This is a genomic window from Streptomyces sp. 8N616, from assembly GCF_052246385.1.
Taxonomy (GTDB): domain Bacteria; phylum Actinomycetota; class Actinomycetes; order Streptomycetales; family Streptomycetaceae; genus Streptomyces.
Genome location: NZ_JBQQBY010000037.1, coordinates 21,744 through 43,151, shown reverse-complemented (window position 1 = coordinate 43,151; position 21,408 = coordinate 21,744). Strand labels below are relative to the sequence as shown.

The following is a 21,408-nucleotide window of genomic DNA, read 5'->3' as shown; positions in this document are numbered from 1 at the left end:
CGGCCCGGTCCGGACGCGTCCGCCCCGGCCGCCCCACCCTTCCCGTCGGCACCACACGCTAAGGAGCCAAGACCCATGACGCTCGCCCCGGACAAGACCACCGTCAGAGTGGAACTGCTGGTCGACCAGCGGTGGTTCGCGGTCTGCGACCTCGCCCACCTCACGCCCGGGCGCGGGGTGGCCGCGCTGCTGCCGGACGGGCGGCAGGTGGCGCTGTTCCTCGACCGCGCGGGCACCACGTACGCCGTGGGCAACCAGGACCCGTTCACCGGTGCGTACGTCCTCTCGCGCGGGCTGCTCGGGCGGACGGCGGAGGGCCGGCCCTTCGTGGCCTCGCCGCTCCTGAAGCAGCGCTTCGATCTCGAGACGGGCCGGTGCCTGGACGACGAGTCGGTCTCCGTGCCGGCGTACGCCGTCCGCACCGCCTGACGGGGGAGCTGCTCTCGCGCCCGTGACCGGCGGCGCCTAAGCTGACTCGCGGGTAACGCATGGCTACGTGCGGCGGAACGGCGCGGAACGTCCCGCGCCGACGCGAGGAGAGCAGCTGTCATGAAGCGCTGGACCGCGAGCGACATCCCTGATCAGAGCGGGCGTACGGCAGTGGTGACCGGTTCCAACAGTGGCATCGGCTACATCACCGCCCGGGAGCTCGCCCGGCGCGGCGCACGGGTGGTGCTGGCGTGCCGGGACGAGACGCGCGGCAAGGAGGCCGAGGCCCACATCAGGAGCGAAGTCCCGGAGGCGGACGTGCAGTTCGCCCGCCTGGACCTGGCGGACCTGGCCTCGGTGCGGGAGTTCGCCCGCGGCTACGGCCACGAGCGGCTCGACCTGCTGATCAACAACGCCGGTGTGATGGCGCTGCCGCACCGCAGGACGGTCGACGGCTTCGAGATGCAGTTCGGGGTCAACCACCTGGGGCACTTCGCGCTGACCGGGCTGCTGCTGCCGAAGCTGCTGGCCACACCGCTGGCGCGGGTGGTCAGCGTGTCCAGCGGCATGCACGCGCTGGCCAATGTCGACCTGCGCGATCTCAACAGCGAGCGCGGCTATCGCCGCTGGATCGCGTACGCCCGCTCCAAGACCGCGAATCTGCTGTTCATCCACGAGCTGGCGCGGCGGCTGGCGCGGGCCGGCTCGGACGTGGTGGCGGCGGCCGCGCACCCCGGTTACGCCGACACGAATCTGCAGACGGCGGGCGTGCGGATGGAGGGCCGCACGGCGGCCGAGCGGGTCGTGGGGATCGCCAACCGGATCTTCGCGCAGCCGGCCGAGGCCGGGGCGCTGCCGACGCTGTACGCGGCCACGGCACCCGGCGTGAGCTCGGACTCCTTCACCGGCCCGCGCGTCCAGGGCTGGCGTGGCGCGCCGGGCCCGTCGTGGCGGGCGCGGTGGACCCATGACGACGCGGCGGGCGAGCGCCTGTGGGGCGCGTCGGAGCGGCTGACGGGCGTGACGTACGACGCCCTGCAGCGCTGACGGGCAGCAACGCCACCACAGCCGCCACCAGCCGCCCAGGCACGTGGTTCGCGCCGGAGTTCGTCGGCCGCCCGCCCCTGCTCCTCATCCTCAACTTCCTTGCCCAAGGCCTCATTTGAGCCAGATGGCCTGGACCGCATCCACTCCTGTTGGCCTGCCCGGACGCAAGCGACGGTTGGCTGTTCATGCTCAGTAAATTCGCCGATCCTAGAGTCCTCCGCGCTGCCCCCTCCCCGCCGCCGACCGGTGGCGGGCCAAAGTCACGACACCCTCGGAGTGACCATGGAACGCCGCAGTCTTCTGCGCGCAGCAGTCATCGGAACTTCGGCCGCCGTCTTCGGCGGCACCCTCTCGCACGGCGCCGCGTACGCCGCCCCCGCCCAGCTCGGTACCAGCCCCTACGGCCCGCTTGGCGCGGCCGACGCCAACGGCATCCAGCTCCCGAGCGGCTTCACCAGCCGGGTGATCGCCCGCTCCCGGCAGACCGTGTCCGGCACCTCCTACACCTGGCACGACGCCCCCGACGGCGGCGCCTGCTTCGCCGACGGGAGTGGCTGGATCTACGTCTCCAACTCCGAGATCTCTTCGACGGGCGGCGCGGGTGCCGTCAAGTTCAACTCCTCGGGCAGCATCACCGGGGCATACCGGATCCTGTCCAACACCAACCGCAACTGTGCCGGCGGCGCCACCCCGTGGAACACCTGGCTCTCCTGTGAGGAGGTCTCGACCGGCTTCGTCTACGAGACCGATCCGTGGGGCGTGAACGCCGCCACGCAGCGCCCCGCCATGGGCCGGTTCAACCACGAGGCGGCGGCCGCCGACCCGGTGCGCAACGTGATCTACCTGACCGAGGACGCGTCCGACGGCGTCTTCTACCGCTTCATCCCGACCACCTGGGGCGACCTGTCCTCCGGCACCCTGCAGGCGCTCGTGGCCGGGACCGGCACGTCGGGTTCTTTCACCTGGGGAACCGTCTCGGACCCGGACGGCTCCCCCACCGCGACACGCAACCAGGTCTCCGGCGCGAAGCGGTTCAACGGCGGAGAGGGCTGCCACTACGCCAACAACACCGTCTGGTTCACCACCAAGGGCGACAACCGCGTCTGGCAGATCAACCTGTCCAACAGCACGTACGAGCTCGCCTACGACGACACCCTGGTCAACCCCGGCCCGGCCCCGCTCACCGGCGTGGACAACGTCACCGGCTCGACCTTCGGCGACCTGTACGTGGCCGAGGACGGCGGCAACATGGAGATCTGCATCATCACGCCGGACGACATCGTCGCGCCCTTCCTGCGCATCAACGGCCAGTCCAGCTCGGAGATCACCGGACCGGCCTTCTCGCCCAGCGGCACCCGGCTGTACTTCTCCAGCCAGCGCGGCACCAGCGGCAGTTCCTCGGGCGGCATCACGTACGAGGTCACCGGCCCGTTCCGGACGTAGCGGTCTGAGCGGTCTGAGCGGTCTGAGCGGTCTGAGCGGTCTGAGCAACGGGACCGGCCGGTAGCCCCGGCAGATCCGGCACCGCTGCGGCGCCGCCCCGCAGCAGGGCGGCGCCCAGCGGTGTCAGCGTGTGCAGCACGGCGTTGCCGTGCCGCAGTGTCAGCACGAGCCCCGCCTCGCGCAGCACGCTCGCGTGCTGGCTCGCCGAGGCGGCGGACACCCCGACTCTTCGGGCGAGTTCACTGGTCGTACAGCCCTGACCTATGGTCTGGAGGACCGCGGAGCGGGTGTGTCCCACCAGCTTGCCGAGCGAGCAGGGGTCGTCCGCGTACGCCCGCACAGGCGCGGCCGACGGCGCCGACTCCGCGGTGTGCTCCACCGGATAGACCAGCACCGGGGTCAGGTCCCGGTCGTGGTAGGTGACCGGGGTCCTGCGGCAGAAGAACGACGGCTGGAGCAGCAGCCCCCGCCCGCTCAGATACAGGTCCCGGTCCACCGGATAGTCCGCCTCGAGCACCGGCGGCCGCCAGCGCACCATCCGCGGCAGCGAGGCCAGCAGCTCGTCGGCGCCGCCGTCCAGCAGGGCCCGGCCGCGGGCCGCCCGGTCACCCTCGATCCGGGCCCGGATGTGCGGCCAGTACGGGGCGATGGCCGCCTTGTGGTAGCTGCGCAGGATGCCGATCAACCGGCCGAGCGCCCCCTTGTCGCCCTCGGCGAGACCGTGCATCCAGCCCGGCCGCGGGCGCTCCCCGCCGAGCAGCCGCATGTCGCGCTGCAGCCGGTGGTCCGGTGTCTCGCGCAGCGCTTCGAACGCCGGCTCCACGCCGAGTGCCCCTTCGGGCGGGGTGAGGAAGTCCGGGAAATAGCCCCGGCACGGCACGAGCGAGGCGAGCGGCCGTGTTTCACCACTCAACCTGGTTCTGGTTTCCCCGCGCCATTGCCGGAAGATCGACGCTCCTTGTTTGTCGCGCAGCCGGTGAAAACTGAGTACGGATTCCCACAGCGCGTCCGGACGAGCAGCTATCCGGACCCGGGCGAGGTCAAGCCCGGTGAAATGGATGCGTAGCACCAAACCCCCACAAGTGGCCCCCCGCCTTTGTCCCGGTCATCGAGTATGCACACAGGCACGGACGGTGACCACGCCCTTTTGGCCACAGTTGAAACGGGTCGCAGGGATACGCCCCGTAACGAAATGCTGTATCTCGTTGGGCACGCGGAAGCCCGCCGATGCAGCTGTTGTGGGGGCAGTACGGCGGTTTCCGGGCGGCTTTGGGTACCGCCACGTGTCTGGCAGGGGTTACGGCCTGCGGTCCGGTACCTCGAGCCCGTCCGGACCGCGGGCCGACAGCCCCGCCTCCCCGTACAACCGCGCCAACTGCGCCGACGCGCCACCCCCGCGCGGCCGGTACAAGCGGCAACCACCAAGAATCCGCCCGGAAAACCCGGGCGGATTTTTGCCGTAGTACGCCGGTGGTACACCGCGGGTAAGCGGTTTCAATTGGTAAGCCGTTCAAAGAGATAGGGGCGGCACCTCCGCACAGGTGCCGCCCCCTTTCAGGGTGCCGGAGCCACCGCCGGGCTGAGGGTCGGGGTTCCCGGCGGCTGCTCCGGTGGCTCTTTTCCTCGGAGGGTCAGCGCGAGTCGCTGCCCTTGCTCTGTGCCGCCGCGCGGCCCGCCTCAAGGCGCGCGACCGGAATCCGGAACGGCGAGCAGGAGACGTAGTCCAGACCCACTTCGTGGAAGAAGTGGACCGACTCCGGGTCACCGCCGTGCTCACCGCAGATGCCGAGCTTGAGGTCGGGACGGGTGGCGCGGCCGGCCTGGACGGCGTTCCGTACGAGGGAGCCGACGCCGTCCTTGTCGATCGTTTCGAACGGCGAGACCCCGAAGATCCCCTTCTCCAGGTACGCGGTGAAGAAGCTGGCCTCCACGTCGTCGCGGGAGAAGCCCCACACGGTCTGGGTGAGGTCGTTGGTACCGAAGGAGAAGAACTCGGCGGCCTCCGCGATCTGACCGGCCGTCAGGGCGGCCCGCGGCAGCTCGATCATCGTGCCGAGCGCGATCTTCAAGTCGATACCGGTGGCCTCCTGGACCTCCGCGATGACCTCCTCCGCCTCGTCCCGTACGAGCTCCAGCTCCTGGACGGTGCCCACCAGCGGGATCATGATCTCCGCCCGCGGGTCGCCCTTGGCGTCCTTCCGCTGGGCCGCGGCCTCCGCGATGGCCCGCACCTGCATGGTGAACAGGCCGGGGATGACCAGACCGAGGCGCACGCCGCGGAGCCCCAGCATCGGGTTCTGCTCGTGCAGCTTGTGCACGGCCTGGAGCAGCCGCAGGTCGTTCTCCTGCTGCTCGTTGCGGGACTCGGCGAGCGCCACCCGCACCGAGAGGTCGGTGATGTCGGGCAGGAACTCGTGCAGCGGCGGGTCGAGCAGCCGGATCGTCACCGGCAGCCCGTCCATGGCCTCGAAGAGCTCGACGAAGTCCTGCTTCTGCAGCGGCAGCAGGGTCTTGAGGGCGTCGTCGCGCTCCTCGTCGGTGTCGGCGAGGATCAGCTTCTCGACCAGCTCGCGCCGCTCGCCGAGGAACATGTGCTCGGTGCGGCACAGGCCGATGCCCTGGGCGCCGAACCGGCGGGCGCGCGCCGCGTCCTCGGCGTTGTCGGCGTTGGCGCGGACCCGGAGCCGGCGCACCCGGTCCGCGTACGCCATGATCCGGTGCACGGCCCTGACCAGCTCGTCGGCGTCCTCGGCCCCGGCGTGCATCCGGCCCTCGAAGTACTCGACGACGGGGGACGGGACGACCGGCACCTCGCCCAGGTAGACCTTGCCGGACGAGCCGTCGATGGAGACCAGGTCGCCTTCCTCGACGACCGTCCCGTCGGTGGTCGTCAGCCGCCGCCGCTTGGTGTCGACCTCGAGCTCCTCGGCGCCGCAGACACAGGTCTTGCCCATGCCGCGGGCGACGACGGCGGCGTGCGAGGTCTTGCCGCCGCGGGAGGTGAGAATGCCCTCGGCGGCGATCATGCCGTTGAGGTCGTCGGGGTTGGTCTCGCGGCGGATGAGGATGACCTTCTCGCCGGACCGCGACCACTTGACGGCGGTGTACGAGTCGAAGACCGCCTTGCCGACCGCCGCGCCCGGCGACGCGGCGATGCCCCGGCCGATCTTCTCCGCCTTCGCCGACTCGTCGAAGCGCGGGAACATCAGCTGCGCGAGCTGGGCGCCGTTGACCCGCTGCAGCGCCTCCGCCTCGTCGATCAGGCCCTGGTCGACGAGCTGCGTGGCGATCCGGAAGGCCGCGCCCGCGGTGCGCTTGCCGACCCGGGTCTGGAGCATCCACAGCTGGCCGCGCTCGATGGTGAACTCGATGTCGCACAGGTCCTTGTAGTGCGTCTCGAGGGTCTCCATGATCTGCATCAGCTGGTCGTACGAGGTCTTGTCGATCTGCTCGAGATCGGCGAGCGGCACGGTGTTGCGGATGCCCGCGACGACGTCCTCGCCCTGCGCGTTCTGCAGGTAGTCGCCGTAGACGCCCTGGTGGCCGCTGGCCGGGTCGCGGGTGAAGGCGACGCCGGTGCCGGAGTCGGGGCCGAGGTTGCCGAAGACCATCGAGCAGACGTTGACGGCCGTGCCCAGATCGTGCGGAATGCGCTCCTGGCGGCGGTAGAGCTTGGCGCGCTCGCCGTTCCACGAGTCGAACACGGCCTTGATGGCCAGGTCCATCTGCTCGCGCGGGTCCTGCGGGAACTCCCGGCCGGTCTCCTTGAGCACGATGCCCTTGAAGTCCTCGACGAGCTGCTGCAGGTCAGCGGCCTTGAGGTCGACGTCGGTGGCCGCGCCCTTGGCCTCCTTGGCCCCCTCGAGCGCCTCCTCGAAGAGATCACCGTCGACGCCGAGCACGGTCTTGCCGAACATCTGGATCAGCCGGCGGTAGGAGTCCCAGGCGAAGCGCTCGTCCCCGGCCTGGTCGGCGAGGCCCGCGACCGAGTCGTCGGAGAGGCCGATGTTGAGGACGGTGTCCATCATGCCGGGCATCGAGAACTTGGCACCGGAACGCACGGACACGAGGAGGGGGTTGTCCGGCTGGCCGAGCTTCTTGCCCATCTTCTGCTCGAGGGCGACGAGGTGCGCACTTACCTCGTCACGCAGTGCCGCGGGCTCGCTGCCGCTGTCCAGGTAGACCTTGCACGCCTCGGTGGTGATCGTGAAGCCCGGAGGGACGGGGAGCCCCAGGTTGGTCATCTCGGCAAGGTTGGCCCCCTTCCCGCCGAGCAGGTCCTTGAGGTCCTTGTTGCCCTCGGTGAAGTCGTAGACGAACTTCTGGGGCTCAGGCTGGGATACGTGGGGATCTTGGTTTTCCGACACGGGATCTCGACTCCTCGCGGACGGCTGCCCTGACGGCCGGGAGCGTACCCAGATCGAAGGCGCATGAGTACGTCCACCTGGCCGTCATACGGCCGTAACCACTCGTCCGCCAGCAGATCGCAGGTACATGGCTGGTTTTAGATCAACCCCGCCTCCTTTAAGAGGTGAAGACATCATCACTCTCGGCCGACAGGTCCGCCAATTGCCATCGGCGGAGAGTGACTTACTCCTAGATCACTCGAAGCCGACAAGGGTGGCACTGGGTGCCACCCCTTGGAAAGGTGCACCCTGATCGAAGTCGCTCATCTGAGCAGAGCCCCTATCAGGGGTGGTGAGAATCACGCCTTAGGCGTACCCCAGATCTCACCCCGTGGACACATTCGCATACGAAATTGCTCAGATGAGCATCCACCGTGTGGCGTCCCGGGTCGGCACTCCTCGTCGTGATACGGACACATGGAGTGACATCCGCCGCACGGAGCCCGACGAAGGGCAGGCTTGACCGATGACAGGACACCATCTTCTGGTGCATGACGGGACATTTGCCGTCGTAACCGACTCCGGCGACATCAGCGGCGCACGCGGCGCCTCCCCGGACGGGATGTTCTCCCGCGATGCGCGCCACCTCAGCCGGTGGCAGCTGACCGTGGAGGGCTCTTCGCCCGAGCTGCTCGTCGCGGCCGGGCAGGCCGGGCCCGACCGGCCGCTCGCCGCCGTGCTCACCCCGCCCGGCAGCGGGCACGAGCCCCCGGCGTACACGGTCTTCCGGGAGCAGGCGGTCGCGGACCGCTCGCTGGCCGAGCGCATCCGGCTGACCAGCAACCGCCCCGTGCCGACCACCGCCCGCGTCTCCCTGACCGTGGACGCCGACTTCGCCGACCAGTTCGAGCTGCGCACCGACTACCGCACCTACGACAAGACCGACGCCGTCCGCACCGTCGAGGCCCTCCAGGACGGCGTGGCCCTCGGCTACGAACGCCCAGCCCCCGGCGGAGGGCCCGGCCCCGAGTGGCACTCCAGAACCGTGATCACCGCCGTCCCCGCGCCCGACAAGGTGACCCACCCGGCCAGCGGCACCGCCCGCACCCTCGAATGGCGCGTCGTCCTCCCGCCGCACGGCAACGGCGAGATCGTCCTCCAGGCGTGCGCGCTGCCGTCCGGCACGGACGCGGAGCCGCCGCGCGTCCAGCCCCCGGCCACGGCAGTCGCGGGCCTCGCCCAGGAGAACGCCGCGTTCACCGCAGCCGCCCCCAGGCCCCGCGACCTCATCGGCTGGACCGAGCTGGCCCGCGCCTGCGAGCAGGGCCTGGCCGACCTGGCGGGCCTGCGCGTACCGGCGGTCGGCCCCGACGGGGAGCCGCTGCGGGTGCCCGCCGCCGGAATCCCCTGGTTCCTGGCCCTCTTCGGCCGGGACTCCCTGCTCACCTCGCTGTTCGCCCTGCCGTACCGGCCTGGGCTGGCGGCCGCCACCCTCGCCGCGCTCGCCGCGGCGCAGGGCACGGAGTACGACCCTCCGCCTGCCTCCGGCTGGGAGCGCACCCGCCGGAGGCAGGGGGAGAACGCCCCGCGGCAGGAGCAGCCGGGCCGCATCGCGCACGAGATCCGGCACGGCGAACTCGCCCGCTTCCGCCAGGTCCCCTACGACCGTTACTACGGCGCCGTCGACGCCACCCCGCTCTTCCTGATCCTCCTCCACGCCTACACCGAGCGGACGGCCGACGACGCGCTCGCCCGCCGCCTCGAACCACAGGCCCGCGCCGCCGTCGAGTGGATGTTCCAGGACGGCGGTCTTGCGGAGCTGGGGCGGCTCGTCTACGGCGGCGTGCCGCTCGCCGCGAGCGGCGACCAGAGCTGGCGGGACTCCCCTGGCGCGATCTGCTTCAGCGACGGGACCCCGGCACAAGGGCCCATCGCGGTCGCCGGGGCGCAGGGGTACGCGTACGACGCGCTCCTGCGCACCGCCGCGCTCGCCCGCAAGACCTGGGACGACGCGGCGCTCGCGGACCGGCTCGAGGAGGCCGCGGCCCAGCTGAGCGGCCGCTTCCACCGCGAATTCTGGATGCCGGGGCAGGAGTTCCCCGCCCTCGCCCTGGACGGCGAGGGCCGCCAGGTCGACGTCCTGGCGTCGGAGGCCGGGCACCTGCTGTGGTCGGGGATTCTGGATCCGCAGCACGGGGCGCGGGTCGGCCGCAGGCTGCTCGAACCGGACTTCTTCTCCGGCTGGGGCATCCGCACGCTCGCCGCGGGCCAGGTGCCGTACCACCCGCTGTCCTGGCACAAGGGCTCGATCTGGCCGCACGACAACGCACTGACGGTGCTGGGGCTTGCGCGGTACGGGCTGACGGAGCAGGCGCTCGCGGTGGTCCGCGGGCTGGTGGAGGCGGCGGCGGTGCACGGGTGGCGGCTGCCGGAGGTGATGGCCGGGTACGGGCGGGACGAGCACCCGACGCCCGTGCCGTACCCGCACTCCTGCTCCCCCCAAGCCTGGGCGGCCGCCACCCCCCTGGCCCTGCTCAGCGCCTTGACGTAAGCGCCGGTTGTGGGCATTCGTTCCGCCTGGGGCGGAACGGGTGGGCACAACCGGCCCGCACCCGGCAACGGCGCGCAACCGGCCGCCGGGGGTTGCCGCTTCGTACGCGGCCGCACGCCGGTGGTCGGGTTGTGCCCACCCGTTCCGCCCCGCGGAACGAATGCCCACAACCGGTTACCCCCCGGACGTGTCCGACTCCGCGTCCTCGCTCAGCGCAGCGCACGCGTACGGGTCGTCGAGCCAGCCGTCCGGCAGGACCACCCGGTCCCTGCCGGACGTGCGGCCCCGCGGCCCATCCGCACCGGCCGGCCACGCCTGGTCCAGGTCCAGCCGGCCCAGCAGCTCGTCCAGCTCGGCGAGCGACGAGGCGACCGCGAGCCGCTTCCGCATCTCGGAGCCGATCGCAAAGCCCTTCGTGTACCAGGCGACGTGCTTGCGGAAGTCGATGACGCCGCGCGCCTCGTCCTCCAGCCACTCCCCCAGCAGCTGGGCGTGGCGCAGCATGACGACCGCGACCTCCTTCAGCCTCGGGGCCGCGACCTCGCCCGTCCCTTCGAAGGCGCTCACCAGGTCGCCGAACAGCCACGGCCGCCCCAGGCAGCCGCGCCCCACGACCACCCCGTCGCAGCCGGTCTCGCGCATCATCCGCAGTGCGTCGTCCGCCGACCAGATGTCGCCGTTGCCCAGCACCGGGATCTCGGGGACGGCCTCCTTCAGCCGGGCGATGGCGTCCCAGTCGGCCGTACCGCCGTAGTGCTGCGCCGCCGTACGCCCGTGCAGCGCGATCGCCGTGACGCCCTCCTCGACCGCGATCCGGCCCGCGTCGAGGTACGTGAGGTGGTCGTCGTCGATACCCTTGCGCATCTTCATGGTCACGGGCAGGCCGCCCGCGCCCGCGACCGCCTCGCGCAGGATCGAGCGCAGCAGGTTCCGCTTGTACGGGAGCGCGGAACCGCCGCCCTTGCGGGTCACCTTGGGCACCGGGCAGCCGAAGTTGAGGTCGATGTGGTCGGCCAGGTCCTCGTCCGCGATCATGCGGGCGGCCCTGCCGACGGTCTCCGGGTCGACGCCGTACAGCTGGATGGAGCGCGGCTTCTCGGTTCCGTCGAAGCGGATCAGCCGCATGGTCTTGGCGTCTCGCTCGACAAGCGCCCGCGTCGTGATCATCTCGCTGACGAACAGCCCTTTCCCGCCACTGAACTCGCGGCACAGGGTGCGGAACGGCGCGTTGGTGATCCCGGCCATCGGGGCGAGGACCACCGGTGGCAGGACCGTGTGCGGACCGATCTGCAGCTGGGTCACGGAGGGCATCCTTCGGGGCCGTACGGACGGGGGACGACCACCCATTGTCCCGCACCCGCGCCGGGCGTTGTCCCGGATGCCGGCGCCGGGCCCTTGTACGGTTCAGCCATGTCGGAACTCAGCCACCGCCGGCGGCTGCTCGTGCTGGGGATCTGCTGCATGAGCCTGCTGATCGTCAGCCTCGACAACACCGTTCTCAACGTCGCGCTGCCCGCCATGCGCAGGGACCTGGGAGCTTCCGTCTCGGGCCTGCAGTGGACGATCGACGCGTACACGGTGGTGCTGGCGTCGCTGCTGATGCTCGCGGGCTCGACCGCCGACCGGATCGGGCGGCGCAGGGTCTTCCAGGCGGGCCTGGTGCTGTTCACGCTCGGCTCGCTGCTGTGCAGCCTCGCGCCGACGCTGGAGTGGCTGGTGGTCTTCCGCATGGTGCAGGCCGTCGGCGGCTCGATGCTGAACCCCGTGGCGCTGTCGATCGTCGCCAACGTCTTCACGGATCCGAGGGAGCGGGCCCGCGCGATCGGCGTGTGGGGCGGGGTGGTCGGGATCAGCATGGCGGCGGGGCCGCTGGTCGGCGGGGTGCTGGTGGACGCGGTCGGCTGGCGGTCGATCTTCTGGCTCAATCTGCCGGTGGGGCTCGCGGCGCTGCTCCTCACCGCCCGCTACGTGCCCGAGTCTCGCGCCCCGAAGCCGCGCCGCGTGGACCCGGTCGGCCAGCTGCTCGTCATCGCCCTGCTGGGCTCCCTGACATACGCGATCATCGAGGCCCCGGTCGCGGGCCCGGCCTCGCCGCTGATCCTGTCCTGCGCAGGGGTGGCCGCGGCGGCGCTGCTGGCGCTCGTGCTGTACGAGCCGCTGCGTGCGGAGCCGCTGATCGATCTGCGCTTCTTCGGCAGCGCACCGTTCACCGGCGCCACGGTGATCGCGGTGAGCGCGTTCGCCGCGCTGGGCGGCTTCCTGTTCGTCAACACCCTGTATCTGCAGGAGGTGCGCGGCCTGTCGGCGCTGGACGCCGGGGCCTGGATGCTGCCGATGGCGGCGATGACCTTCGTCTTCGCGCCGCTGTCGGGCCGGCTGGTCGGCAGCCGCGGGCCGCGGCTGCCACTGCTGCTCGCCGGGGTGTCGATGGCGGCCAGCGGGGTGCTGTTCGCGGGCTTCGAGGCCGAGGCGTCGGTGTCGCTGCTCTTCACCGGCTATGTGCTCTTCGGCGTCGGCTTCGGCCTGGTCAACGCGCCGATCACCAACACCGCCGTCTCCGGCATGCCGCGCTCGCAGGCGGGCGTGGCCGCCGCCGTGGCCTCCACGAGCCGGCAGGTCGGGCAAACGCTCGGCGTCGCGGTGATCGGGGCGGTGCTGGCGGCGGGAGTACGCGGTGCCGCGGACGTCGAGGGGTTCACGGCCGCGAGCCGCCCCGCGTGGTGGATCATCGCCGGCTGCGGACTGTCGATCCTGCTCGTCGGGGCCGCCACGACGGGCGACTGGGCGGCCCGTACGGCACACCGCACCGCCGCCCGGCTGGACACGGAAGCCGCTGATCAGGAGTCGGCGAGCGCGAGGGCGTGAAGCTTCTCGAGCCGCTCGCCGGTCTCGGCGTCGGCGGGGACGTACGCCACCACGCGCGGGCCGTGCCGGGGCCCGAGCCAGAGGTCGGTGTGCTGAAGGTGGAGCAGGCCGACGTCAGCGTTGCGGAACCGCTTGGTCCGGCTGGTCACGCCGCTCAGCACCTCATGGCGCTCCCAGATCTCCCGGAACTCGGGCGAGGCCTGCTGCAGCCGCTTGAGCAGCGCCTTCCAGGCCGGCTCCGCGATGTGCTCGGCCATGGCAGCGCGGAACTTGGCCGCCATCAGGCGGATCGTCTCCTCGCGGTCGACGAGGGCGGCCTGCCACTGGGGATGGGTGAAGGCCAGCCACATGCTGTTGCGGTCCTGGTAGGGGAGGCTGTCGAGGTCACAGAGCAGACGGCCGTAGGTGCGGTTGTACGCGCGGATGTCGTACCGGCTGTTCTGCACGCACGCCGGGTAGGGCTCGAGCTGCTCGAGTATCTGGCGCAGCGACGGCGAGATGCCCGAGCACTCGGTGCCGGGGTCGGGGTCGGCGGCCCCGGCGAGAGCGAAGAGGTGGCTGCGCTCGCTCGGGTCGAGCTGCAGGGCACGGGCGAGCGCATCGAGGACCTGGGCTGATACATGGATGTCCCGGGCCTGTTCGAGCCAGGTGTACCAGGTGACGCCGACCGCGGACAGGTGCGCGACCTCCTCGCGCCGCAGTCCGGGCGTGCGGCGGCGGGGGCCCCGGGGCAGGCCGACCTGCTCGGGGGAGATCCGCTCGCGGCGGCTGCGGAGGAAGGCGGCCAGCTCGCTGCGCCGCACGGTATCGGCGCCGGGGGCCGCCTCGACGGCTTCGACGGCCCAGGCGGCGGGGGTTCGGTCGGCGGAAGGCTCCGTGGCGGTGCTCATGCGTCCAGCATGAGCGAGTCCTCAGCCAGTTTCCAGGTATTTCCAGTACCAGGATAAGGGCACTCTGGTACCCGTCTCAGCGGAGGCGCATCGTCGGGGACGTGACCGAATCAACGACAGGAACCCCGTACACGCCCCCGCCGCCGGTGACCGGGTCGCCGTCGCGCGCCGAGATCCACCCGCGCGTCCGCCGGCTCGGGGACCCGGTGGACGAGACAGGACCCGGAGCCGCTCCCGGGCCCGCCCGCGGAGCCGGCGATCCGGCGGCCGCGCTCAGCCCGCTCGGGCTGATCACGATCCTGCTGGGAGCGTCCCTCCCTCTGATCGACTTCTTCATCGTCAATGTCGCCCTGCCGTCCATCGACCGCGAACTCTCCGCGGGACCCGCCCTGTTGGAGCTGGTAGTCGCGGGCTACGGCGTGGCGTACGCCGTCCTGCTGGTGGTGGGCGGCCGCCTGGGCGACATGTTCGGCCGCCGCAGGCTCTTCCTCACCGGCATGGCGGCCTTCGGGCTGACCTCACTGGCGTGCGGCCTCGCGCCGGACGCCGGGACGCTGGTGGTGGCCCGGGTGGCCCAGGGCGCGTCAGCCGCGCTGATGCTGCCTCAGGTACTCGCCACGATCCACGCCACCACGGCCGGCCGGCGCCGGGCCAGGGCGCTCAGCCTCTACGGCGCGACGGCCGGCCTGTCGATGGTCGCGGGGCAGATCCTGGGCGGCGTGCTGGTGTCCGCCGACATAGCAGGCACCGGCTGGCGGTCGATCTTCCTGGTCAACGTGCCGGTGGCGCTGATCGGTCTGGTGCTGGCCGCCCGTACGGTCCCCGAGACCCGCTCGGACCGGCCCGCGCCGGTCGACGGTCCCGGCACGGTCCTGCTGGCGGTCGCGCTGGTGACCCTGCTGATGCCGCTGACGGAGGGCCGCGCGGCGGGCTGGCCGGTGTGGACGGGGGTCTCGCTGGCCGTGTTCCCGTTCGCCGCGGGCGCGTTCTGGGCGGTGGAGCGGCGGGCCGACCGGCTGGGGCGTACGCCGCTGGTGCCGCCGAGCCTGTTCGCACTGCCGGGTCTGCGGCGCGGTCTCGGGGTCCTCATGCCGGTCGCCATCGGCTTCGGCGGCTTCATGTTCGTCATGGCGGTCGCGCTTCAGCAGGGGCTGCGGCACGGTCCCGTGGAGGCCGGGGTCTCGCTGGTGCCGATGGCGGTGGCGTTCTTCGTCGCCTCGCTGATGGGACCGCGCCTGGTGGGCCGGTACGGCAGCCGGGTCGTGACCGCGGGCGGGCTGCTGCAGGCGACGGGCCTGGCCCTGCTCGTCGCGGCGGCGCTGCGGAGCTGGCCGGAACTCGGCTTCTGGCAGCTGCTGCCGGGGATGGCCGTTGCGGGCTTCGGCCAGGGGCTCCAACTGCCGGTGCTGTTCCGGATCGTGCTGGCGGACGTGCCGGGCGTACGGGCGGGGGTCGGCAGCGGGGTCCTGGTGACCACCCAGCAGGCCAGCCTGGCGCTGGGCGTGGCGACGCTCGGCTCGCTGTTCCTGTCGCTGGCCGGGTCGATGGGGATGCGCGATGCGCTGGCGATCACGCTGACCGTACAGCTGGGGGCGGTGCTGCTGACCACGCTGATGAGCCTGCGGCTGCCGCGCGCGGTGACGTGACGTCGGTGGTGTGACGGGCTGCGGCCGCGTTACGGAACAAGCATGGAATGACAGATATTGAAATCTGTCATTCCATGTGTCACGTTGGAGGCGTACCGCCCATCCCTACGTCCATCACGCTTCTCGACACCGGCGACTTCTACGGCATGGGCGACAACGAGCTGCTGATCCGCGACGCCCTGCGGACCAGCTCCCAGGCCCGCGACCAGGCCGTCATCAGCGTGAAGTTCGGCTCTCTGCGCGACCCTGAAGGCGGCTGGACCGGCTTCGACGGCCGCCCGGCGGCTGTGAAAACTTCCTCGCCTACTCGCTCCGGCGCCTGGGCACCGACCACATCGACGTCTACCGGATCGCCCGGGTCGACCCCGACGTGCCGATCGAGGAAACGGTCGGCGCCACCGCGGAGGCGGTGGAGGCCGGTTGGGTGCGCCACGTCGGCCTGTCCGAGGCGGGTGCGGACACCATCCGCCGCGCGTCCTCCGTCGCCCCGATCTCCGACCTCCAGATCGAGTACGCGCTGATCTCCCGCGGCAGCGAGGACACCATCCTCCCCACCTGCCGCGAGCTGGGCATCGGCGTCACCGCGTACGGCGTGCTCTCGCGCGGCCTGATCAGCGGGCACTGGAGCCGGGACCGGCAGCTGGCCGCGAACGACTTCCGCGGCATGAGCCCGCGGTTCAGCGGCGACAACCTCGACCGCAACCTGGACCTGGTCGAGGCGCTCCGCAAGGTCGCGGAAAGCAGGGGTGCTACGGTCGCCCAGACCGCCATCGCCTGGGTGCTCGCGCAGGGCGAGGACATCGTCCCGCTCGTCGGCGCGCGCCGCCGCGACCGGCTGACCGAGGCGCTCGGCGCGCTGGACGTCACCCTCGGCGCGGACGACCTGGCAGCGATCGAGGCCGCCGTCCCGGCCGGGGCGGCGGCGGGCGAGCGCTACCCTGCGGCCCAGATGGCACACCTCGACAGCGAGAAGAAGACGTAGCGGGACAACCCCGGCATGACGACGAGAGAGGCCGCAGGGAGCAGATGCCGCCCGAGACCCTGACCCCGGACCGCATCCTCGAAGCCACCGAGGAGGTGCTCCGCCGCTTCGGCCCGGCCAAGGCCACGGTGGTGGACGTCGCGCGGGCGCTGGGGGTCAGCCACGGCAGCGTCTACCGCCACTTCCCGAGCAAGGCCGCGCTGCGGGAGGCCGTCACGGAGCGCTGGCTCAGCCGTACGTCAGAGGCACTGGCCGCGATCGCGGCCGGGCCGGGCCCGGCTCCGGAGCGGCTCGAGCGGTGGCTGTCGGAACTCTTCGAAGCCAAGCGCCACAAGGCGAGTGACGACCCCGAACTCTTCGCCACCTACATGGCGTTGATCGGCGAGAGCGGCGGGGTGGTCGAGCGGCACGTCGCCGACCTGGTCGGTCAGCTGGCGCAAATCCTCCAGGACGGGCACGAGCAGGGGGTGTTCAAAGCCCCCGACGGCGACTACGCCACCGCGGCCCGCGCGGTCTTCGACGCCACGAACCGCTTCCACGACCCGGCTTACGCCCCGGAGTGGTCGTCGCCGGACATCACCACGGCCTTCGCCGCCGTACGCGCGCTCGTACTCCGCGGCCTCATGGCCTGACCGGCCGCAGCACGATCCCGTGGTGTGGGCATTCGTTCCGCGGGGCGATGGGGGTGCCTCCATGCCGTTCAGGCTATGGGGGAGGGTAGGCACACCACGGCCCGCACCCGGCAACGACGCGCCACCCGCCGCCGGGGATTCCCGTTTCGTGCGCGGCTGCACGCCGGTGGCCCCGTTGTGCCCACCCGTTCCGCCCCCGCGGAACGCATGCCCACACCACGGTGCCGGGGTCCCTTGCGGGACCCCGGCACGTTAGCTCACCGCGCCGGAGGCGGCTTCGCGGCTCAGCAGCCGAGCAGGCGCGCCCCCAGGTACGCCTGGACCTGGTCGAGCGAGACCCGCTCCTGCTTCATCGTGTCGCGCTCGCGCACCGTCACCGCGTTGTCGTCGAGCGTGTCGAAGTCGACGGTGACGCAGAACGGCGTGCCGATCTCGTCCTGCCTGCGGTAGCGGCGGCCGATCGCGCCCGCGTCGTCGAACTCGATGTTCCAGTGCTTGCGCAGGTCCGCCGCCAGCCCCTTCGCCTTCGGCGACAGCTGCGGGTTGCGGGACAGCGGCAGCACCGCGACCTTGACCGGCGCCAGCCGGGCGTCCAGCCGCATGACGGTGCGCTTCTCCATCACGCCCTTGGCGTTCGGCGCCTCGTCCTCGGTGTACGCGTCGAGCATGAAGGCGAGCATCGCACGGTTGACACCGGCCGCCGGCTCGATGACGTACGGCGTCCAGCGCTCCCCCGCCTCCTGGTCGAAGTACGACAGGTCCTGGCCGGAGGCCTTGGAGTGCGCGGAGAGGTCGAAGTCCGTGCGGTTCGCGACGCCCTCGAGCTCGGAGAACTCGGTGCCGCCGAAGTTGAAGCGGTACTCGATGTCAGCGGTGCGCTTCGAGTAGTGGGAGAGCTTCTCCTTCGGGTGCTCGTACCACCGGATGTTGGCCTCCTGGAGACCCAGGTCCCGGTACCAGTTCCAGCGCTCCTGCATCCAGTACTCGTGCCACTTCTCGTCCTCGCCCGGCTTGACGAAGAACTCCATCTCCATCTGCTCGAACTCGCGCGTGCGGAAGATGAAGTTGCCCGGCGTGATCTCGTTGCGGAACGACTTGCCCATCTGCGCGATGCCGAACGGCGGCTTCTTGCGCGAGGTCTGCTGCACCGCCGCGAAGTTGGTGAAGATGCCCTGCGCGGTCTCGGGGCGCAGGTACGCGACGGAGCCGGAGTCCTGGGTCGGGCCGAGATGGGTCGCGAGCAGACCCGAGAACTGCTTGGGCTCGGTGAAGGCGCCCTTGTTGCCGCAGTGCGGGCAGTTGACGTCGTTGAGGCCGTTGGCCGGCATGTGGCCGTGCTTGGCCTCGTACGCCTCCTCCAGGTGGTCCGAGCGGAACCGCTTGTGACAGGAGGTGCACTCGGTGAGCGGGTCGGTGAACGTCGCGACATGGCCGGACGCCTCCCAGACCTCGCGGGCCAGGATCACGGACGAGTCGATACCGACCACGTCGTCGCGCGAGGTGACCATGGCGCGCCACCACTGGCGCTTGATGTTCTCCTTGAGCTCGACGCCGAGCGGCCCGTAGTCCCAGGCGGCGCGCTGGCCGCCGTAGATCTCGCTGCACGGGTAGACGAAGCCACGGCGCTTGCTCAGGCTGACGATGGTGTCGATCTTGTCGGCGGCCACGGTGCTCTCTTCATGACGACGAAGGCGGTGATGGTGGGTTCCGCCGGGATCCGGCCCAGCGAATACCTCAGATTACCGGCGGCCGCACCCCTCGGATCAAATCGGTAAGCGTTTGAGGCCCCACAGAGACGTTGTTGACAATCGTTTCCAATTTTGTTGAAAATGAGTGTCATGAACGTACGCCGTCGCCTCATACCCACCGCCGCCGTCGCCGGGGCCGTCACGCTCGGCCTCACCTCCCTGTCCGCTTGCTCCGGCTCCGGTTCGGGAGGCGGTGGCAACGGCGGCAAGCTCACCGTGGTGGCGTCGTTCTACCCCATGGAGTACCTCGCGAAGGAGATCGGCGGCGACCACGTCTCCGTATCCGACCTCACCGAGCCGGGCATCGAGCCGCACGACCTCGAGCTCAGCCCGCAGCAGACCGCCGAGCTCGGCGAAGCCGGAATGATCCTCTACCTCAAGGGCCTGCAGCCCGCCGTGGACGAGGCCGTCGAGCAGTCCGGCGTGAAGAACACCGTCGACGCCACGACCCTCACCAAGCTCGGGGACCACGGGACCGAGGTCGGCCACGACCACGGCGAGGAACACGGCGGAGAGCACGGCCACGAGGAAGAGGGCGACGAGCACGGCGCGGAGGACGCCGGCGCCGACGTGCACGTCTGGCTGGACCCGGTCAAGTACGCCGAGATCGCCGAGGGCGTGGGCAAGGCCCTGGAGAAGGCCGACCCGGACCACGCCGACGACTACAAGAAGAACACCGAGGCCCTGGTCGGCAAGCTGGACGGGCTGAACAAGGAGTACGAGGACGGCCTGAAGAGCCGCTCCACCGACACCTTCATCACCACCCACGCCGCCTTCGGTTACCTCGCCGAGCGCTACGGCCTGGACCAGGAGGGCATCGTCGGCATCTCGGACCCGGAGTCCGATCCCAGCCCGGCCCGGATGCGCGAGCTGCAGACGATCGCCGAGAAGGACAAGGTCACCACCGTGTTCTTCGAGACGATCGCCAGTCCCAAGACCGCCAGGACCTTGGCGAGCGAGACCGGCCTCAAGACCGATGTGCTCGACCCGCTCGAGGGCATCACCGACAAGTCCCAGGGCGACGACTACCTCGAGGTCATGCAGGCGAACCTGAAGAACCTGCAGAAGGCCCTCGGGGCCAAGTGACGGCAACGGAGGCACCGCACATGGAGCAGCCGGTCATATCCCTCGGCAAGGCCAGCGCCTCGCTCGGCTCGCGGCCCGTCCTGCGCGGGATCGACCTGACCGTGGGGCACGGCGAGGTCGTCGCGCTGCTCGGCGCCAACGGCTCCGGCAAGTCCACGGCCGTACGGGCCATCGTCGGCCAGATTCCGCTCACCGGAGGCGAGTTGGAGTTGTTCGGCACCCCGCGGAGCCGCTTCCGCGACTGGGCCCGCATCGGGTACGTACCGCAGCGCACCACCGCCGCGAGCGGCGTGCCCGCGACCGTCCGCGAGGTCGTGGCGGCGGGCCGGCTTGCCCGTACGAAGCTGGGGCGGCAGCGCAAGGCCGACAAGGAGGCGGTGCAGCGGGCGCTGGAGCTGGTCGGGATGGCGGACCGGGCCAAGGACTCGGTCAACAACCTCTCCGGCGGCCAGCACCAGCGGGTGCTCATAGCCCGCGCGCTCGCCACCGGGCCCGAGCTGCTGATCCTGGACGAGCCGATGGCGGGGGTGGACCACGAGAGCCAGCAGGTGCTCGCGGACACCCTGCGCGAACAGGTCTCCGCGGGTGCCACGGTGCTGCTCGTGCTGCACGAACTCGGCCCGCTGGAGCCGCTCATCGACCGCGCGGTGGTGCTGCGCGACGGCTGCGTGGTCCACGACGGGCCACCGCCCCAGGCGTTGGGCCAGCACGCGCTGCCCGGCCACGACCACGTCCACCCGCACGCGGGCGAGACGGCCGAATCGATCCGGACGGGGTTGCTGACCTGATGGACATCCTCAGCTACGACTTCATGCAGCGGGCGCTGCTCGCCGCCGTCCTCGTCGGCATCACCGCGCCCGCCGTCGGCATCTACCTCGTCCAGCGCCGCCAGGCGATCATGGGCGACGGAATCGGGCACGTGGCGCTGACCGGTGTCGCGCTCGGCTTCCTGACCGGGACCAACCCGATCTGGGCGGCCATCGCGGTCACCGTGGTCGGCTCGGTGCTGATGGAGCTGATCCGCTGGTACGGCAAGGCGCGCGGCGACCTGGCGCTGGCCATGCTCTTCTACGGCGGCATGGCGGGCGGCGTCCTGCTGATCAACCTCGCGCCGAACGGCTCCAACGCCAACCTCACCACGTATCTCTGGGGCTCGATCACCACGGTGTCGAGCTCGGACATCTGGGCGATCTGCGCGCTGGCCGCCTTCGTGATCGCCATCACGCTGGGACTGCGGCGGCAGCTGTTCGCCGTCTGCCAGGACGAGGAGTTCGCGCGGGTCACCGGGCTGCCCGTACGGCTGCTGAACCTGCTGCTCGCCGTCACCGCCGCCGTCACGGTCACCGTGGCCATGCGGGTCGTCGGCCTGCTGCTCGTCAGCGCGCTGATGGTGGTGCCGGTCGCCGCCGCCCAGCAGGCCACCCGCGGCTTCGCGATGACGCTCGCGGCCGCGGTCGGCATCGGCGTCGGCGTCAGCCTGACCGGGACCGTCTACTCCTTCTACGTGGACGTGCCACCCGGGGCGAGCATCGTGGTGCTGGCCATCGCCGTATTCGCGGTGATCACCGCGCTCGTGGCGCCGCTGGCCAGGAAACGTGCGCGCAGGGCCGCGGCGGCCTTCGAGGAACAGTGCACCCTTGAGGTACCGGGCGCGGGCCCCTCGGGGGACGACGTCAAGGTGTAGCTCTTTGCCGCACCCGCGAACTGGCACAATGGCCAGCCGTAGGTGCGGACGGCGAGCAG

At 71.1% G+C, this 21,408-nt stretch carries 15 protein-coding genes and 1 pseudogene; 11 read left to right on the top strand and 5 right to left on the bottom strand.

The features are described 5' to 3' along the window. Nucleotides 1-75 precede the first annotated feature (75 nt). The 3 genes from nirD (at nt 76) to ACTWQC_RS28330 (ending at nt 2,919) form a co-directional block, all read left to right on the top strand. Nucleotides 76-429, top strand: a complete 354-nt coding sequence (gene nirD, locus ACTWQC_RS28340; protein ID WP_443318669.1) for a nitrite reductase small subunit NirD — start codon at nt 76-78, stop codon at nt 427-429. A gap of 120 nt (nt 430-549) precedes the next feature. Then, complete coding sequence (locus ACTWQC_RS28335) at nt 550-1,476, top strand: oxidoreductase (RefSeq protein ID WP_443318668.1); 927 nt, start codon at nt 550-552, stop codon at nt 1,474-1,476. Nucleotides 1,477-1,758: 282 nt separating this feature from the next. After that, nucleotides 1,759-2,919 carry an alkaline phosphatase PhoX gene (locus ACTWQC_RS28330; protein ID WP_443318667.1) on the top strand — a complete coding sequence of 387 codons (1,161 nt, stop codon included), beginning with the start codon at nt 1,759-1,761 and terminating at the stop codon, nt 2,917-2,919. On the opposite strand, the gene ACTWQC_RS28325 is transcribed toward ACTWQC_RS28330, so the two are convergent. Then, nucleotides 2,897-3,988 carry a helix-turn-helix domain-containing protein gene (locus tag ACTWQC_RS28325; protein ID WP_443318666.1) on the bottom strand — a complete coding sequence of 364 codons (1,092 nt, stop codon included), beginning with the start codon at nt 3,986-3,988 and terminating at the stop codon, nt 2,897-2,899. The genes ACTWQC_RS28330 and ACTWQC_RS28325 overlap by 23 nt on opposite strands. Nucleotides 3,989-4,550: 562 nt before the next feature. After that, nucleotides 4,551-7,286 (bottom strand): pyruvate, phosphate dikinase, encoded by a 2,736-nt coding sequence (ppdK, locus tag ACTWQC_RS28320; RefSeq protein ID WP_443318665.1) that lies wholly within the window; start codon nt 7,284-7,286, stop codon nt 4,551-4,553. Between the two features lie 505 nt (nt 7,287-7,791). Here ppdK and ACTWQC_RS28315 point away from each other — a divergent pair. Continuing rightward, complete coding sequence (locus ACTWQC_RS28315; protein ID WP_443318664.1) at nt 7,792-9,816, top strand: amylo-alpha-1,6-glucosidase; 2,025 nt, start codon at nt 7,792-7,794, stop codon at nt 9,814-9,816. A gap of 174 nt (nt 9,817-9,990) precedes the next feature. Here ACTWQC_RS28315 and dusB read toward each other — a convergent pair whose 3' ends face one another. Further along, nucleotides 9,991-11,127, bottom strand: a complete 1,137-nt coding sequence (dusB, locus tag ACTWQC_RS28310) for a tRNA dihydrouridine synthase DusB (RefSeq protein WP_443318663.1) — start codon at nt 11,125-11,127, stop codon at nt 9,991-9,993. 99 nt (nt 11,128-11,226) lie between these two features. Here dusB and ACTWQC_RS28305 point away from each other — a divergent pair, with 99 nt between their 5' ends. Next, nucleotides 11,227-12,681: an MFS transporter gene (locus ACTWQC_RS28305; RefSeq protein ID WP_443318662.1), complete on the top strand. Its 1,455-nt coding sequence runs from the start codon at nt 11,227-11,229 to the stop codon at nt 12,679-12,681. On the opposite strand, the gene ACTWQC_RS28300 is transcribed toward ACTWQC_RS28305, so the two are convergent. Then, a complete protein-coding gene (locus ACTWQC_RS28300) occupies nt 12,654-13,571 on the bottom strand; it encodes a helix-turn-helix transcriptional regulator (RefSeq protein WP_443318661.1) in 918 nt (305 codons plus the stop codon). The genes ACTWQC_RS28305 and ACTWQC_RS28300 overlap by 28 nt on opposite strands. A gap of 206 nt (nt 13,572-13,777) precedes the next feature. Between ACTWQC_RS28300 and ACTWQC_RS28295 the strand changes: the two genes are divergently transcribed. From ACTWQC_RS28295 to ACTWQC_RS28285, 3 genes and pseudogenes are all read left to right on the top strand, one after another. Then, a complete protein-coding gene (locus tag ACTWQC_RS28295; protein WP_443318706.1) occupies nt 13,778-15,217 on the top strand; it encodes an MFS transporter in 1,440 nt (479 codons plus the stop codon). A 74-nt stretch (nt 15,218-15,291) separates the two neighbouring features. Further along, a pseudogene (locus tag ACTWQC_RS28290) lies at nt 15,292-16,199 on the top strand (aldo/keto reductase). A gap of 44 nt (nt 16,200-16,243) precedes the next feature. Continuing rightward, complete coding sequence (locus ACTWQC_RS28285) at nt 16,244-16,831, top strand: TetR family transcriptional regulator (protein WP_443318660.1); 588 nt, start codon at nt 16,244-16,246, stop codon at nt 16,829-16,831. Between the two features lie 284 nt (nt 16,832-17,115). Here ACTWQC_RS28285 and ACTWQC_RS28280 read toward each other — a convergent pair whose 3' ends face one another. Next, nucleotides 17,116-18,498 (bottom strand): glycine--tRNA ligase, encoded by a 1,383-nt coding sequence (locus tag ACTWQC_RS28280; RefSeq protein WP_443318659.1) that lies wholly within the window; start codon nt 18,496-18,498, stop codon nt 17,116-17,118. Nucleotides 18,499-18,669: 171 nt separating this feature from the next. Between ACTWQC_RS28280 and ACTWQC_RS28275 the strand changes: the two genes are divergently transcribed. The 3 genes from ACTWQC_RS28275 to ACTWQC_RS28265 are packed head-to-tail and all read left to right on the top strand — an operon-like array spanning nt 18,670 to nt 21,349. Next, on the top strand, nt 18,670-19,665 hold the full coding sequence (locus ACTWQC_RS28275; protein ID WP_443318658.1) for a metal ABC transporter substrate-binding protein: 996 nt from the start codon (nt 18,670-18,672) through the stop codon (nt 19,663-19,665). Between the two features lie 20 nt (nt 19,666-19,685). After that, the gene (locus ACTWQC_RS28270) at nt 19,686-20,453 is read left to right on the top strand and encodes a metal ABC transporter ATP-binding protein (RefSeq protein WP_443318657.1); all 768 of its coding nucleotides are present in this window, start codon (nt 19,686-19,688) and stop codon (nt 20,451-20,453) included. Further along, complete coding sequence (locus ACTWQC_RS28265; RefSeq protein WP_443318656.1) at nt 20,453-21,349, top strand: metal ABC transporter permease; 897 nt, start codon at nt 20,453-20,455, stop codon at nt 21,347-21,349. The genes ACTWQC_RS28270 and ACTWQC_RS28265 overlap by 1 nt, the downstream gene beginning before the upstream one ends. The last annotated feature ends 59 nt before the right edge of the window (nt 21,350-21,408 follow it).